The following is a 16,430-nucleotide window of genomic DNA, read 5'->3' as shown; positions in this document are numbered from 1 at the left end:
GCGTGGATCCGAAAAGAGCCGCGCCCGTCTTGTGTGTGGGTGCCGGTGGCGGGGGAAAATCAGCCCCAGAGGTCGGCCCCGGCGGGGTACATGGTGCTGCCCTCGAACCGCAGGCCCGGCACCCGGTCAGTGGCCAGGAGCAGCGGTGCGTCGAGATCGACGAAATCGGCCCGCTGCGCCAGGATCATCGCTGGCGCCATGGCCAGCGAGGTGCCGACCATGCAGCCGGTCATGATCGCCAGCTTTTCGGCGCGCGCGGCCTCGAACAGGGCGAGCGCCTCGGTCAGGCCGCCGGTCTTGTCCAGCTTGATGTTGACCGCGTCATAGAGCGGTGCCAGCCGGGGGATGTCGGCGGAGGTGTGCAGGCTTTCATCCGCACAGACCGGCACCTTGCGGGCAAGGTCGGCGAGCGCCGCATCCTCGGCCGCCGGAAGCGGCTGTTCGATCAGCTCCACCCCCGCCTCGGCGCAGGCGGTCATGTGAGCGTCGAAATCCGCAAGGCTCCAGCCCTCGTTGGCATCGACGATCAGCCGGGCCTTCGGCGCGGCCGCGCGCACGGCCGCGATCCGTTCCGCGTCTCCCGCCCCGCCGAGCTTGACCTTCAAGAGCGGCCGCTCCGCCGCCTTCGCCGTGTCGGCAGCCATCTTCTCCGGCGTGCCGAGGGAGATGGTGAAGGCGGTGACCAGCGGACCGAGTGGGGGCAGGCCGAGCAACTCGGCGACGGTCTTGCCCGCCTTTTTGGCCTCCAGGTCCCAGAGCGCGCAGTCGAGCGCATTGCGGGCCGCACCCGCCGGCATGGCCTGTTGCAGGCCCTGCCGGTCGAGGCCGCGTTCCAGCTCGGGGGCCAGCTTGCGGATGTCCTCCATCACCCCGTCGACGGTCTCGCCGTAGCGGGGGTAGGGGACGCATTCGCCCTGACCGGCATGATCGCCCTCGCGCACGCGCGCCACCACCACATGGGCGTGGGTGCGGCTGCCGCGGGCGATGGTGAAGCCGCCTTCGATCGGCCAGCTTTCGGTTGTGACCTCCAGCGCGATGGTCATGGTGCGCCGAACTCCTCGGCTAGCCGGTCGACCACCGGATCGGCGCCGAAGCGGACCGGATCGCAGGCCGGCAGGCCATACTCTGCGGAAAGCTCTTCCAGCACGCGGCGCGCCTCGGCTTCATCCAGCGCGGCGGTGTTGACGCAGATGCCGACGCAGCGAATGTCCGGATTGGTGAGCTTGCCGCAGGCGATGGTCATGTCGATGACCTGCTGGATGGTCGGCAGGGGCGTGGAGACGCCGCGCATGGTCTTGCGGGTCGGCTCATGGCAGACGACGAAGGCATCGGGCTGGGAGCCATGCAACAGGCCGAGGGTGACACCGGCGAAGGAGGGGTGGAACAGCGAGCCCTGACCTTCGATCACGTCCCAGTGATTCGCGTCCGCCTCCGGGGAAATCCATTCGGCCGCGCCGGAAATGAAGTCGGCGACCACCGCGTCGAGCGAGACGCCGCGGCCGGAGATGAAGATGCCGGTCTGGCCGGTGGCGCGGAAGTCGGCATCGAAACCACGGGCGCGCATGGCGGTTTCCAGCGCCAGAGCGGTGTATTTCTTGCCGACCGAGCAATCGGTGCCCACGGCCAGCAGCCGCTTGCCACTGCGCTTGGTGCCCTTGCCGGTGGCGAACCGCTCGTCGGAATGGCGCACATCGAAGAGCTTGCGGCCGGTGCGTTCCGCCGCTTCGCGGATCGCCGGAATGGCGCCAAGACGCATGTGCAGACCGCTGGCGACATCCAGTCCCGCTTCCAGCGCTTCCACAACCGAGGCGACCCAATGCTCAGGAAGGACACCGCCGGCATTGACGGCACCGATCACCATGGTACGCACACCGGCGGCGGCGGCCTCCTTCGGGGTCATCTCGTCGAGGGCGGCATCGGCCTTGCAGCCCGGCAGGCGGTACTGCCCCAGGCACCAATCGCGGCGCCAGTCGACAATGCCAAGACCGGTCTTGGCGGCCAGCGCATCGGGGACATCCCCCAGGAAGAGCAGGTAAGGATGGGCGATTTCCATCGAAGGCTCCTTGAGCGATTGAATGTGTTCCGTTTCCGGTCGCAGCGGGTCTGTTGCCGCCTTGCCGGGCAGAAGGTACCGCCAATCTGGACGCTGGCAGCGGCTGCAAGGTATACGTGGCCTTCGGGATGGCCGGCAAGAGGCGACGCAAGACAGTCATGACGATCCATGCGGCACAAGATCTACCAAGACTGAGCGTTTCCGGCGATGCGCAGACCAGCCGCGTCGTCGCCGAAGGTCCCTGGACAATTTTTCACAGCGAGGTTCTGGAAGCGGCGCTGGCCGATCTTGCCATGCCGCATACAGCCAAGGTGATTCTCGACCTGTCGCGGCTGAACGGCCTCGACACGGCCGGCGCCTGGCTGCTGCACCGGTTGCAGGCGGAACTGGAATTTCACGGCAGCCGCGTGGTCGTCACCGGGTTGGAAGGCTCCTACCGGGCGCTGCTGACCGAAGTGGAGCAGCACCACCCGCCGGAATGGGTGCCCGAACGCCATCCGCTGTCACTGGTACGTGTGCTGGAGATGACCGGCCGGCAGGTGGTTGAGATCTGCAAGGATGCGGTCGCGGTGCTGCACATCGTCGGCTCGATGGTGACGGTGCTGTCGGGGGTATTCGTGCGACCGCGCTGCCTGCGGCTGAAGTCGGTCGCCAACCAGTTCGACCGCTCCTGCATCGGCGCGGTGCCAATCGTCATGCTGATGAGCTTCCTGATCGGCGCGATCATCTCGCAGCAGGGCGGGTTCTACCTCAAGCAATTCGGTGCCGATATCTACGTGGTCGACCTAGCCGGTGTCCTCGTCCTGCGTGAGATCGGCGTGATTCTGACGGCGATCATGGTGGCCGGCCGCTCCGGTTCGGCCTTCACCGCCGAACTGGGGTCGATGAAAATGCGCGAGGAAATCGACGCGCTGCATGTCATCGGCCTGCATGTGACCGAGGTGCTGGTGATCCCGCGCCTGCTGGCGCTGATCCTGGCGCTGCCGGTGCTGACCTTCCTGTCCGACCTCGCCGCGCTGTTCGGCGCCGGACTGGTGAGCTGGCTCTATCTCGACATTCCGCCGCGCGTGTTCATCGACCTGATGCAGGTGGCGGTCTCCACCGACACGCTGCTGGTCGGGTTGGTGAAGGCCCCGTTCATGGCGCTGATCATCGGCCTTGTTGCTTGCGTGGAGGGCATGAAAGTCTCTGGATCGGCCGAATCGCTGGGCCGTCACACCACCTTGTCGGTGGTGAAGGCAATCTTCATGGTGATCGTCGTCGATGGTCTCTTCGCGATTTTCTTCTCCTCGATCGGGATCTGACAGATGGCCAATCCACTGAACGATCCGCTGACACACGCCCAGAGCCGTTCCGACGACGATGTGATCCTGCGCGCGCGGGGCGTCACCGTCGGTTTCGGGCCGGTGCTGGTGCTGAAAGATCTCGATCTCGACGTGCGCAAGCGGGAAATCCTCGGCTTCGTCGGCGGGTCGGGGACGGGCAAGTCAGTGCTGATGCGTGCGATCCTCGGGCTGACGCCGCGCCGGGCCGGCGACATCGAGGTGTTCGGCGTCAACCTGCGGGACGCCGGGCCGGAGGAGCGGCTGGCCGTAGAGCGGCGCTGGGGCGTGCTGTTCCAGCAAGGGGCGCTGTTTTCCTCACTCAATGTGCGGCAGAACATCCAGGTGCCGATGCGCGAACACATGCGCATGTCCGAACGGCTGATGGATGAGTTGGCGCTTCTCAAGCTGGAGATGGTCGGTCTGCCGCGCAGTGCCGCCGAAAAATTTCCCTCCGAACTGTCGGGCGGCATGATCAAGCGGGCCAGTCTCGCCCGCTCGCTGGCGCTCGATCCGGAGCTGGTGTTTCTGGACGAGCCGACCGCCGGGCTCGATCCGATCGGTGCGGCGTCCTTCGACGCCCTGATCCTGAAACTGCGGGAGACGCTGGGTCTGACGGTCTACATGGTCACCCATGACCTGGACAGCTTGCATTCCATTTGCGATCGCGTCGCGGTATTAGGAGAAAAGAAAGTTCTGCGAACCGGTACGATCGAGGAGCTGATGCGTTTCGACAATGCCTGGGTCCAGTCCTACTTCAACGGCGAACGTGCCTTGCGTCGGGTATAGGCATCAATCGAGGTCAGAATGGAAACCCGCGCAAATTACGTCGTCATTGGCGCTTTTGTCTTCGTCACCCTGTTCGTCGGCTTCGCGTTCATCTATTGGCTCGGCAGCCGGGCGGAAGGGCCGCGGGCCCTGCCGGTCAAGGTGATCTTTCCTGGCGCGGTGACGGGTCTTTCAGTCGGCGGACAGGTGCTGTTCAACGGCATCAAGGTGGGCGATGTGGGCAATCTCGGCTTCGATCCGAAGGACCCGAGCGTTGTGGTCGCCACCATTCGGGTCAGCCCGACGACACCGCTGCGCAAGGACGTCAAGGCCACCCTCGGCTTCGCCACCCTGTCCGGCATTGCCTATGTGGAACTGTCCGGCGGTTCGCTGTCCGCGCCGCTGCTGCTCGATCCGGAGGCCGAAGAGCCGCCGGTGATCTATGCTGATCGCTCCGCCTTCGAGGATATCGTCGAAGGCGCCCGGGACATTCTCGGCCGGGCGGATTCCATGCTCGCGGCGGTGGAGACCATCGTCAACGAGAACCGCGACGACGTGGACAAGATCATGACCAACGCGCGGATCTTCTCCGACGCACTGGCCAAGAATTCGGACGGGGTCGAGAATTTCATGAGCAGCGTCGCCAGCACCGGCGAAGCGCTGACCCGTCTGTCCGGGCGGCTGGAAGGGCTGGTGGACAGTGCCACGGCGGTTGTCGACGCGGTGCCGCCGGAGAAGGTGACCAGCATCGTCAATGACGCGGCGGAGATAACGCACAAGGTCGCCGGCGCGGCCGATGGGCTGACCGAGTTGCTCAAGACCGCGGAGGCCGCCGGCGCCGATCTGGAGAAATTCACCCGAGGCCTGAATCAGAGCCTCAAGGAATTCGATCAGGTGATCGCGGCGGTCGAGCCGCAGTCGATCAGCGAGATCGTCGATGGGGTCGCGGCCTTCGCCAAGGTGCTGGAAGATCGCTCCGCCGATATCGACCAACTGGTCGTTTCGACGTCGGAGACCATGGCCAACATCGAACAGGTCACCCAGCTTGCCGTCGAAGAGAAAGAGACGGTCAAGGAGGTCATCGAGGACGCCAAGGTCGTCAGCGAACAGCTGGTGAGCACCGTGGAGAGCGTCAACGGTATTCTGGAGGCCGTCGATCCGGCCAAGGTCAGCAACGTGATCGCCTCGGTCGACCAGTTGACCGCAGGCATTGCCGGGCGCACGGAGAAGATTACCGGCGCCATCGATAATGCGTCTGAAGCGGTGGCGAATGCCACGGAGTTCTCACGCAGCCTCAAGGGACGCGGTCCGGAGATCGATCAGATCATGACCGACGCCAAGGACCTGGCCGCCAAGCTGAATGCCAGCGGAACCCGTATCCAGGGGATCATCGACAAGGTTGGCGTGATGGTCGATGGCGATGGCGAGGGCTTCATCGCCGAGGCGACCAAAGCGGCGGCCTCGGTGCGCCAGGTGGCCGATGTGCTGGCGGAGCGCGTGGGGCCGATCACGGCGGGCTTGCAGAAGTTCACCCAGCGGGGCTCGGCCGACTTCACGGCCGCCATGTCCCAGCTCAACCGCACGCTGGTGGAAATCCAGCGCACGGTCTCCAATCTCGACCGCAATCCGCAGCGGGTGATCTTTGGCGGGCCGGATAAGCCGACATTTGGCGGCGCGCAGCGTCGATAATGCAGGGGCGGGGGCGACTGGGGGTTGTTGGCGCCTTTTCAATGTTGCTACAAAGCCCCGTTGCCGCTCGGTCCGTTGTCACCGCGGGGCGATTCTCGGGTTGGGGTGGTGCATAGAATGGCAAATGGGGCTGGCAAGACGGGGATCGGGGCGCGCCGGATGGCGGATCTGACCCGGGCTTTCGTTGTCGCAGGACTTCTGGCCCTGACCGGGTGTGCCAGTAGCACACCGGACGCGCTCTATGGCTTGACCACGCCGACCGGCGAACAGCTCCGGGGCCGGACAACCAGCCGTCAGGTCCTGGTTCCCGAGCCGCGCGCCCTGCAGTCGCTCGACACCAGTTCCATCGCCGTGGTCGATGCCGGACCGGTCTACACCTATTTCCCGAAAGCCGCCTGGACCGACACCCTGCCGAAGGTGGTGCAGGCCAAGCTTGTTCAGGCGCTGGAGAACACCGGCGGTCTGCGCGGCGTCGGCCTGCCCGGTGAAGGGCTCCTGATCGATTATCAGCTTCAGACCGACCTGCGCGCCTTCGAACTGCGCATCGACGGCGCGGAACGGGCGGTGGTCGAGGTGATGGCCCGGCTCGTGAACGACCGCAATGGCCGCACCCGCGCCAGCCGCGTGTTCCGCGCCGAGGTTCCGGCCTCCGGCACCGATGTGCGCAAGGCGGTCGAGGCGATGAACGTGGCCGCCGACCGTGTGGTGCGCGAAATGACCGCCTGGGTTCTCACCAAGGTCTGAGCCGCGCGCCGCGCTCCATCAAGACTGCCGCAGTTGATTGACGAAGACCAGCTTCGCCCGGCGCCCCTCTTGCGCGGGGCGGCAGGGAGCTCTGTGGCTCTGACGCTCTCCGATCCCGGCTCGGGGGATGGGATGACGTCGGGAGGGGCGCCGCAGCATCGCCCTCGTGCGCGACAAGTCAACGACATGAAAAAGCCCCGCCGCTGGCTGCGGCGGGGCTTTTTCTATTGGTGACCTCCCGAGGGAAGGCCGTTGTCTTGCCCTGCCGCCCGATGAGGGGCGGCAGGGGGGAGGACGATCAGTCGAGACGCCCGCTGGCGTGGGCCAGCATGGTGTAGACCTTGCCCGTGTCGGAGGTCAGGTAGGTCTGGCTCATGACGTTGTCCCGGTCATTGCGCGAGACCTGCGACAGGAGCTGCTCGAAGTCCTTCAGGTAGCGGTCGACGGCCCCCCGGAATTCCGCGTCGCGCGCGTATTTCTGGCGGATCTCATCGAAGGTCTGCTGCCCCTGCAGGGTGTAGAGCCGGCGGGTGAAGACGTGACGCTCACCCTGCTTGTAGCGGTCCCACAGGTCGATGAAGGTCTCGTGATCGATGGCCCGGGCGATGTCGATCGACAGGGAGTTCAACGATTCCACCATCTGCAGCGGCGAGCGCGGGGACGCCTGGTCCGCATCGCTCGTCGGCTGCTCGTCCTGGGAGGCGCGGCGCAAGAGGTCGCTGACCCAGCCCTTGCCCTGCTGGCCCTGATCCGCGGCCGCCGGACGCTTCTCGCTCCGCTCCGGCGCCTTGGCCGGCTCGAAGTCGCTCAGGGTCGTGCGGCGCAGCTCGCCACGCACCGACTGGGGTGTCGGCGCCTGAGCGGGCGCCGGTGCGGCCGGCCGGGGGGCCGGTTCGGCAGGCGCGGCGCGCGGTGCGGCAAGCGTACCGGTCGAGGCCATGGCCCGTTCACCGGCCCGGGAGGTGTCGAGGGCATTGCTCTGCCGTGCGACGATCTCCGACAGCTCGCTCAAGGCGCGCACCTGCTCGCTGACCACCTTGCGCAGGGCAGAGGCGGACTGCTCGGCTTCTTCCGGCAGATCGAGAATGCCGCGCTTCAGCTCGCCGCGCGTCTTCTCCAGCTCCCGATGCACATCGTGGGCGACATCGCGCATGCGCGTGGTCGCATCGGTGAAGCGCTCGGAGGCATCGGCGAGGGTCTTGGACATCTCCGCGACGATCTCGTCCTGGGTTGCCCGGACGGCCTCGCGGGCCTTCTGCCCTTCAATGCCGGCGGACATGCGCATGGACTCGAACTGCTCGGTGACGGCCGCCGTGGCCGCCTCGGCCGCTGCGGACAGCATCCGCGTCACTTCGCGGCTCTTGTCATCGGCGGCGTTGAGCGTCGTCTCAAGCTGCTGCGAGAAGGTCCGCATCAGGCTGTCCACCGCCTCGGTCTTGGCCAGCAGCGTGTCGGCCACCTCCTCGATGGCGGTCTTGCGCTCGCCCACCCGGGTTTCCACGTCGCGGTTGGTCTCTTCCAGATGCTTGGCCGCATCGGTGAGTTGGCGTCCGTGCTCCTCGAACCGGCCTGCCAGTGCGGCAAGGTCGGACAGGACCGTGTTCGACACCTCCTTCAGCACGCCGGTCTGATCGGTGATGAGACCGGTCGAGTTGGTGGTCTCGGTAACGGCGCGGTCGACAGCGGTGCGGAATTCCCCGGCGCTGCGCGACAGGGAGGTCTCGATCTGACCCAGGTTGGTCCCGGCCTTCTCCACCACATCGCTGAGCAGCGCGTTCGACTGGGTCAGCCGGTCGAGCAGAGCGGTGATGTCGCTTTCGAGCTGCTCCTTGGTGCCGGACAGGATCTCGGCCGCCGACTTGCTGCGCTCGTCGAGGCGCGCAACCAGCTGGTCGCCAGCCTCCATCAGCGAGCGGGTGGCGTCGAGACCGGTGCGGGCGAAGTTGTCGGCCACATCCCGGCCCTTGACCGTGATGGCCTCAAGGATCGCGTCATGCACCTCGCCGACACGGCCGGTGAGATCCTGCGCGCGGGCCTCGATCGCCTTGACGAGGGCATTGCCATCGGTGGCGACAAGCTCGGACAGGGTGCCGGTGCGCTCTTCAAGCGCCTGATTGAGCGCATCGGCGCGGGCGAGCAGATCGTCGGCGACCGCCTGGCCGCGCTCGGACAGAAGCTCGGCCGCCTCGCGCACCGCGCCGGCCACCTTGGAGCGAACCCCATCGGCCTCGCCGGCAACGATGTTCTGGATCTCCTCCATGGTCCGCGCCAGCACGACACGGGCCTGCTCGCTCTCGGCGGTCAGGGTGCCGGACACCTCGGCGACGGTGCGGGTCAGGTCCTCGCGAACCTTTTCGCTTTCGCCGCCAAGCGCACCGCTCATCTCCGACAGGGAGCCGACGAACAGGGTGCGGGCCTTCTCGCTTTCCGCTGCCAGCGACCGGGCTGCCTCGCCGATGGCGGAGAACAACAGGTCGCGGACCTGCTCGCTCTCGCTCGACAGGGAGCCCGTGGCGGTGTTGAGCGCCTGGATGATGGCATCGGCCGCCTTCTCGCTCTCGCTCTGCATCGCGCCGCGCGCTTCGCCGACCGAGCCGAGAATGATCTGGCGCAGACGCGCGCCTTCGCCGCCGAGCTTCTCGGTGGCGCTGTCGAGGGTCGTCTCGACGATCTCACGCAGCTTGTCGCCTTCGCCGGTCAGGATGCCGGACATGCGCTCGACCGTGCCGCCGGCCTCGGTCAGCACATCGGTCAGGATCAGGCGTGCCCGCTCGCTCTCCGAGGAGAGGGTGCCGGAAATCGCCGCCAGCCGTTCGGCGAGGATGCGTTCCAGCTCCGCCGAACGGTTGTCGAGGGTCTCGGCGACCTCGAACACCTTGGAGCCGAGCGAGACATTGATCTCGGCGATCCGGTCGGACAGGGTCTCGGTGAGTTCCTGGCTCTGGCGCGACAGCACCGCGCCAGCGTCCGTCAGCCGCTCGTCGAGGGCATGGGACATCTCGTTCTGACCGTCGACGAAGGCGGTGGCGATCTCGCGGGTCCGGGCGATCAGCGTCTCGCTGATCTGGCGGGCGCGGGCGTCCAGAGCCTGGTCGATGCGCTCGGTGCCGGTCGACATGGTCTCGGCCAGATGCTCGGCCTTCTCCGACATGGACGTGGCGGCCAGTTCGACCTTCTCGCTGATCTTGCCCTCGAAGCTGGCCAGATGCATCTCGATCGACCGGCCGATGCTCTCCGAGCGTTCCGACAGGCTGTTGCCGATCTCCTCGGCGCGGTTGCCGAGCGAGGCGCTGACCTCCGCCACCTTGGTGGAAAGCTGGAGGGTGATCGCATCGGAGCGGTCCTCCAGGATGTCGGCCATGGCAACGGTCCGGGCGTTGAGCGCCTCGGACAGCTTTTCGGTGCGGCTGTCGATGGTCTCCGCCAGCGAGCCGGTGCGCTGTTCGAGAGTGGTCTCGAAATGCGTGGTGCGGTCGCGCAGGGTGGCGTTGATGGCCTCGACGCGGCTGTCGATAGTCTCGGCCAGGGCACCGGTGCGGGCTTCGAGAGTGGTCTCGAACTGCGCGGTGCGGTCGCCCAGGGTGGCGTTGATGGCCTCGACGCGGCTGTCGATGGTCTCGGCGAGGGCGCCGGTGCGGGCTTCGAGAGTGGTCTCGAACTGCGTGGTGCGGTCGCCCAGGGTGGTGTTGATGGCCTCGATCCGGCTGTCGATGGTGCTGGCCAGGGTGCCGGCCCGCGCATCGAGAGAGGTTTCGAACTGCGCGGTGCGGTCGCCCAGGGCCGTGGTGATCGTCTCGATCCGGCTGTCGATGGTGCTGGCCAGGGTGCCGGCCCGCTCATCGAAGGAGGCTTCGAACCGTGCGGTGCTGTCGCCCAGGGTCGCGCTGATCGTGTCGATCCGCGTGTCGAGGGTTTCGCCAAGCGCGGAGGCGCGCAGGTCGAAGGTGGTGTTGAGGGACTCGATCCGCCCGTCGAGGGTCTCGCCGAGATCGGCGGTGCGCTGCTCGAAGGACGACACCAGCGAGGTGCCGCGCTCGTCGATCAGGAACTCCATCCGCTGCAGATGGCCGGACAGGCCTTCCTGCAGGCTGGCACCGCGTGCGCCCAGCGTGCTGTCCAGCTTGTCGCCGATGGCGGTCAGCTCGCCGGCAACCCGCTCGCCGCGCGACCCGATCAGATGGGCCAGCTCGGTGCCGGTCTCCGACAGGGTGAGGGCGAAGCTGGAGGTATGCTTCTCCAGCGAGGTGTTGAGCGAGGCGGCCGCCGTTTCCAGCGTCTCGCGGAACGAACTGGTCTGGCTGTCGATGAGCGTCGCCATCTCGCGGTTGCGCTGCTCCAGACGGCTGTCGAGGGCTTCGCCATTGACGGAGATCGCCTGGTGGATCTTCTCGCCGACGGAGCCGAGCCGGTCGGCCAGCTCGGTGCCGCGCACGGTGATGGTCTCCGACAGGCTGCCGGCGGTCTCGTCCAGCTTGGAGGCGATTTCGCCGCCGCGCAGGGACAGATCGACAACGATGGATTCGCCGGTGCCACGCAGGATCTCGGCGACCTCGTTGGTGCGCGAGGACAAGGTGTCGACGATTTCCGCGCCCTTGACCGAAATGGTGTCGGTAACCTCCTGGCCGCGCAGGGAAATGCTCTCCACGACCCGGTCGCCGGTGGTGGCCAGCGAGGCATCGAGGCCGGTGACCCGCTCGTCCAGGGTGGACAGCAGACCTTCGGTGCGGGTGGTGATGGTGTCGATCAGCTTGCCGCTGGTCAGCGACAGGTTGGCGGTGATCTCGTCGCCGCGCTGGGCAATGGTGTCGCCGACGGTGGTGCCGGTCAGCGTCAGCGCCTCGGTGATCTCCGTGCCGCGCTGCGACAGGGTTTCGACAATCGAACCACCCGTGGAGGCGATGGTGGAGGTGATCTCCTCGCCGCGCTCGGACAAGGTGGTCACGATCGAGCCGCCGGTGGTCGCGATGGAGGAGGTGATTTCCTCGCCGCGGCCCGACAGGGTCTTGACGATGCTGTCGCCAGTCGAGGCGATGGTGGAGGTGATCTCCTCGCCGCGCTCGGACAAGGTTGCGACGATCGAACCGCCGGTGGAGGCGATGGAGGTGGTGATTTCCTCGCCGCGGCCCGACAGGGTCGAGACGATGCTGTCGCCGGTGGTGGCGATGGCGGTGGTGATCTCGTCGCCGCGACCCGACAGGGTGTCGATGATCGAGGTGCCGGTGGTGGCGATGGCGGTGGTGATCTCCTCGCCACGGCCCGACAGGGTCTCGACGACCGTATCGCCCGTCTTGGCCAGGGTGTCGTTGATCTGGGTGCCACGCGCGGTGAGGGTCTCGACGAATTCGCTTGCCGTGGCGGCGAAGCGGTCGTTGATCTCCGTGCCGCGGCTGTCCAGCGTCTCGGCAAACAGGGTGCCGGTGCTGTTCATGGTGTCGACCAGGTTCTGGCCGGTGCTCGTCAGGCGCTCCACATAAGACTCGCCATGAGAGGCCAGGTTCTCGATCAACTGGCCGCCGGCGGTGTTGAAGGTCTCGGTGATCTCGCGCACGCGGCTGTCGACGGTGGCGGTCAGATCGCCGACACGGCCGTCGATGGCAACGGTGAGGCGTTCCGTTGCGGTGTCGGCGATGGTGCCGATCTTCTCCGAGGTGGAGGTGAGCTGGGCGGCGAGGCTCTCATGGGCGCCGGTGATGGAATCGCGCACCCGGTCGGCGTTGGACACGACGGCCTCGCGCTGGGTGACCAGTTCCTCGATCAGCGAGCGGATCTTCAGCTCGTTGTCATTATAGGAGCGCTCCAGCGAGGAGACCTCGTTGTGCACCAGCACTTCCAGTTCGCTGGCGCGGGCAATCGCACGCTCGATGCCGTCGCCCATGGCGGCGACCTCGCGGCGGATGGCCTGTCCGACGCTGAGAATGGATTCCTTGGCAACGTCCTCCGGCTCGGCGAGGCGCAGGGCGACCTCGGTCATGCCGCGGGCGACGATGCGCATCTCCTGGGCGCGCCAGATCATCAGCGCCATGATCCAGAAGAACAGGATCGGCACCAGGATGGCGACGCCGGACAGAACGAGGAACGGCGCGGCGACGAGATCGTCGAAGGACGAGATCGCGGCGATGTCCCCCGAATAGGCGGACAGGGCGAGGCGGCCGCCAAGGCCACCCCAGATCACGGTCAGGGCGAGGGCGAACCAGAAGGGCGCCGCGGACGGACGGCGCTGCAAGGCGTAGATCAGGTTGCCGATGGTGCGGCGGTCGTCATTGGCCGCCGATGTCGGGCGGCCGCCACCGCGACCGCGCCGGCGCGCGGGGCCCGAGCCTTCCGCCTCCGGCGTATCGCCATTTGCCGGGGTCGGCAGGGGCTTGCCGCCGGTCGCCTCCGGCCGGGCCTTGGTTTCGGCGGAGGCGGTTGCGACGCTGTCGCCGTCGGACCCGTCCGTGTCTCCGAAGTCGATTTTCAGCGCCTCCTCGACTGCCGATAGGGCTGCCTCGGCGGGATCCTTCACCTTCGGGGGATTTGCCATGTTCAACTCGCCTCGCGTCCGTACTCGTTACATATCGGGTGCCACGGCGCAGACCACTGCGCGCCGTAAAACCTCACGGCACAGCTCTCGGTCCCGGTGCCAGGCACCGGAGGACGAGATGGCGGGAAAACGCTGCATGTCGGGTCGGCCTCTGACCCGAAACATACGTTTCCCAACCTTGCCGCATCCCCTTAGCTAATGACACAATCCTAACAGGTGAACAAGAATTTGCAGAATCCGCACAAGGGGATGACGGCAATGGCTCGTGCTGGAAACGAAGTTGAAAATGCCACTGCGAAGCGTGCCGGAAGCCGGAGCGGATCCCGTTCGCCGATACGCAAGCCGACCCGCACCCAGCGCGCCTGGCTGCGGCGGGGGCTCGATCAGGCGGGTGGCAAGCTGCCGCTGTTCGATGCCGAGGGGCGCAAGGTGCCGGAAAAAACGATCCGCGCTTGCCTTGCCGCCGGGTGGGCAGAGCCTTGGTTTTCCAACCCAATCAAGCCCGACTGGCTCGTTTGCCGGCTGACGGAGGCCGGGCGCCGGGCGGTTGCCGAGCCCGACGGCTGAGCGCTCCCGGCTCTCCGATCTCACACCTCTTCGGACAGGCCTCAAGGGCTCTGGCGCGGCGCTTCCAGCGTGCCGGGTCGGATGCACCTGGGCCTTGCCCGGGAAGCCGTTCAAATGCGTTTATTTTCGTTAACCAAAGATTCACTTTGTTGGAAGGCCGGGTGAGCAACGCCTGTTTTCCTTAACGTCGCTTTTGTCGATTTTGCCAAGACTGGCCTCTTGCGGGACGCGGTGACCGGTTTCAGGCGGAATCAGCGGGTGCAGCCGGGCCCCGCTTGCAAGGTGAAGGGGAAGGGAGCGATCATGAGGCAGATGGCGACGGCGGAGAGCCCGGACGCGAGTGCTGCTCGGGACCCGGGGCCGATCGACCGGGCACATCTGTCGCGGCATACGCTCGGCGACCGGGATCTGGAGCGGGAGGTGCTCTTGCTGTTCGCCCGGCAGGCGGAGCTTTTGATGGGGCGGATCGACGCACGGGACGCGGCGGCGGACCTTGCCGATACAGTGCACACCATCAGCGGATCGGCCAAGGGCATCGGCGCCTGGAAGGTGTCGGCGGCGGCTGAGGCGGCGGAAACGGCACTGCGCGCTGGCGAGGCGGCGGATCTTTCCCCTTTGCGAGCGGCGATCGAGGAAGTGCGGTTCTTCATTGATGGGCTTGTCTGAGGACAACCTGAAGTCGTAGGAAACCTTGCGGCATGGGCCAGGTGGCGCTTGACCTTTGGCGCTGATTGGGTATGTCGGTGGACGTAATCCCATTCGTCCTACAATGCCGAGACCGCCAGCCCATGCCAAAGATCACCTACATTACCGCCGACGGAGCCGAGACCGTGGTGGACGCGCCCATTGGATCGACGGTGATGGAAAACGCCATCAAGAACATGGTGCCCGGGATCGAGGCGGAATGCGGCGGGGCCTGCGCCTGCGCCACCTGCCATGTCTATGTGGATGGTGCGTGGGCGGCGGCCACCGGTTCGCCGGAAGCCATGGAAGAGGACATGCTGGACTTTGCCTATGACGTGCAGCCGACCTCGCGGCTGTCCTGCCAGATCAAGGTGAGCGACGCGCTCGACGGTCTGGTGGTGCGCATTCCCGAGCGCCAGGCTTGAGGCTGGGGCTTTTCGCTGCCTGACGGCGCTTGGCGTCATCCGCTGGCACTGAGACTGCCGGCGCTTTGACCTATCGATGCGCAGAACATCGGCAGCAGCGATGTCATCGTGGCAAGATCGCAAACGAAAGGCGCTCGTCCGGTGGGACGGGCGCTTTTCCATTTGTCGGTTGGGGCGTTATTCGGCCGGTGCGGCGGCCGTGCGCCGCCAGAAGACCGTGACCTCGTTGCCCTCGCACGGATCTTGCGGCACGAGACGGGCGAGGAACAGACTGACGGCGGCCATGCCGGCGCCGATCAGGAAGACGGCGGTGGGGGACACCAGCCAGATCAGGCCGAACAATGCCGGGATGAACACGGCGGCGATGTGGTTGATGGTGAAGGCGACGCCGGCGGTCGGCGCGATGTCGGCCGGGTCGGCGATCTTCTGGAAATAGGTCTTCATGGCAATCGCCACGGCGAAGAAGGCGTGGTCGATCACGTAAAGGGCGGCCGCCAGCGTCGGATTGGTGACGAAGGCATAGGTCGCGAACACGCCGATCAGGCCGATGTATTCGAAGGTGAGGGCGGTGCGTTCGCCGAACCGGCCGATCAACTGACCGATCTTCGGCGCCAGCAGCATGTTGAACACCCCGTTCAGCAGGAATAGGCCGGCGACCTCGTGCACGTCGTAGCCGAAGCGCTCCACCATCAGAAAGCCTGCGAAGACGATGAAGATCTGGCGCCGCGCGCCGCCCATGAAGGTCAGCGCGTAGTAGAGCCAGTAGCGGCGGCGCAGCACCAGCGTCTTGCGCTGGGGCACGCCCTCGCGAAACTGCGGATAGGCGATCACCAGAAAGGCAAGCACGCACAGGGTCAGCAGCCCGGCGATCAGGAAGACCGTGGCGAAGCTCAGGTTGAAGGTCTTCCAGGCGACGAAGATCAGGCCATAGGCAATGAGCTGGGCAAAGGCGCCGACGGAGATGATCTTGCCCATGCCGGCGGCGGCGGTCTGCTTCGGCAGCCACTGCAGCGACAGGGACTGGTTCATGGTCTCGTAATAGTGGAAGCCGACCGACATGACGAAGGTCGTCAGGTAAAAGCCCCAGGCCGTCGGGAAATAGCCGGTCACCGCGACGCCGATGCCGAGAAAGGCGAGCGACAGATAGGCGAGGGTCTGCTCGCGCATGATCAGAAGCACGTAGATGGCAGTGAAGGCGAGAAAGCCCGGGATTTCCCGGATCGACTGCTGAATGCCGATCTCGCGGCCGGTGAAGGCAAGCTCCTGCACCGCGAAATTGTTCATCAGGTTCCACCAGGCGGCAAAGGAAAGCTGCATGGCAGCGGCCATGACCATCAGCATCACCAGCGGCGAGCGCCAGCCGGTGCGAATTTCCGGTGCCGTCGGCGGCAGGGGGGCGGTGGAGGTGGCGGGCGAGGTCATGGTCAAAAACCTTTAGGGCGGTCGGGCGCGCGCATGGACCGGGGGTAGCCCGGGGCAGGCGAACGGAAACGGGCATGAGGCCGGGCCGGGTGACGGGAAGCCTTGCCGCGCTTCATGTCCATCCAGGAGCGACCCTCTCCGTATTACTCCGGAGAAGGGTTGCCGCGTTATCGCTATTTTGTCAGATTATGTTTATGAAGCGTCAGCTTTGAGGGTTTTGGACGCGGTTTCCG

At 66.2% G+C, this 16,430-nt stretch carries 11 protein-coding genes; 7 read left to right on the top strand and 4 right to left on the bottom strand.

Features of this window, described 5'->3' with window-relative positions:
* Positions 1-59: 59 nt before the first annotated feature.
* Together dgcA and dgcN are read right to left on the bottom strand one after the other, a co-directional pair.
* The gene (gene dgcA, locus IEV83_RS05450) at positions 60-1,043 is read right to left on the bottom strand and encodes an N-acetyl-D-Glu racemase DgcA (protein ID WP_181758622.1); all 984 of its coding nucleotides are present in this window, start codon (positions 1,041-1,043) and stop codon (positions 60-62) included.
* Complete coding sequence (gene dgcN / locus IEV83_RS05445) at positions 1,040-2,053, bottom strand: N-acetyltransferase DgcN (protein ID WP_181758623.1); 1,014 nt, start codon at positions 2,051-2,053, stop codon at positions 1,040-1,042. Before dgcN ends, dgcA begins: the two co-directional genes overlap by 4 nt.
* 158 nt (positions 2,054-2,211) lie before the next feature.
* On the opposite strand from dgcN, the gene IEV83_RS05440 reads away from it, so the two are divergent.
* The 4 genes from IEV83_RS05440 (at position 2,212) to IEV83_RS05425 (ending at position 6,576) form a co-directional block, all read left to right on the top strand.
* Entirely contained in the window at positions 2,212-3,357 is a 1,146-nt protein-coding gene (locus IEV83_RS05440) for an ABC transporter permease (RefSeq protein WP_181758624.1), read from the top strand.
* 3 nt (positions 3,358-3,360) lie between these two features.
* Positions 3,361-4,164, top strand: coding sequence for an ABC transporter ATP-binding protein (locus tag IEV83_RS05435; protein WP_181758625.1), 804 nt, complete (start codon positions 3,361-3,363; stop codon positions 4,162-4,164).
* An 18-nt stretch (positions 4,165-4,182) separates the two neighbouring features.
* Positions 4,183-5,832, top strand: coding sequence for an MlaD family protein (locus IEV83_RS05430; protein ID WP_181758626.1), 1,650 nt, complete (start codon positions 4,183-4,185; stop codon positions 5,830-5,832).
* Between the two features lie 117 nt (positions 5,833-5,949).
* Positions 5,950-6,576 (top strand): ABC-type transport auxiliary lipoprotein family protein, encoded by a 627-nt coding sequence (locus tag IEV83_RS05425; protein ID WP_209002987.1) that lies wholly within the window; start codon positions 5,950-5,952, stop codon positions 6,574-6,576.
* 298 nt (positions 6,577-6,874) lie between these two features.
* Here IEV83_RS05425 and IEV83_RS05420 read toward each other — a convergent pair whose 3' ends face one another.
* Positions 6,875-13,099: an apolipoprotein A-IV repeat region-like domain-containing protein gene (locus IEV83_RS05420; RefSeq protein ID WP_181758627.1), complete on the bottom strand. Its 6,225-nt coding sequence runs from the start codon at positions 13,097-13,099 to the stop codon at positions 6,875-6,877.
* Between the two features lie 258 nt (positions 13,100-13,357).
* On the opposite strand from IEV83_RS05420, the gene IEV83_RS05415 reads away from it, so the two are divergent.
* The 3 genes from IEV83_RS05415 to IEV83_RS05405 all read left to right on the top strand — a co-directional run bounded on the left by IEV83_RS05415 (position 13,358) and on the right by IEV83_RS05405 (position 14,775).
* Positions 13,358-13,666, top strand: coding sequence for a hypothetical protein (locus tag IEV83_RS05415; protein ID WP_209002986.1), 309 nt, complete (start codon positions 13,358-13,360; stop codon positions 13,664-13,666).
* Between the two features lie 303 nt (positions 13,667-13,969).
* The gene (locus IEV83_RS05410; protein WP_244628072.1) at positions 13,970-14,332 is read left to right on the top strand and encodes an Hpt domain-containing protein; all 363 of its coding nucleotides are present in this window, start codon (positions 13,970-13,972) and stop codon (positions 14,330-14,332) included.
* A gap of 122 nt (positions 14,333-14,454) precedes the next feature.
* Positions 14,455-14,775 (top strand): 2Fe-2S iron-sulfur cluster-binding protein, encoded by a 321-nt coding sequence (locus IEV83_RS05405; RefSeq protein ID WP_181758628.1) that lies wholly within the window; start codon positions 14,455-14,457, stop codon positions 14,773-14,775.
* Positions 14,776-14,952: 177 nt separating this feature from the next.
* On the opposite strand, the gene IEV83_RS05400 is transcribed toward IEV83_RS05405, so the two are convergent.
* A complete protein-coding gene (locus IEV83_RS05400) occupies positions 14,953-16,197 on the bottom strand; it encodes an MFS transporter (RefSeq protein ID WP_209002985.1) in 1,245 nt (414 codons plus the stop codon).
* Positions 16,198-16,430 lie beyond the last annotated feature (233 nt).

This window comes from Stappia taiwanensis (assembly GCF_014635285.1).
Taxonomy (GTDB): Bacteria; Pseudomonadota; Alphaproteobacteria; order Rhizobiales; family Stappiaceae; genus Stappia; species Stappia taiwanensis.
Note: the sequence above shows the minus strand (reverse complement) of the source record. Positions and strands in the feature narration are given on the sequence as shown.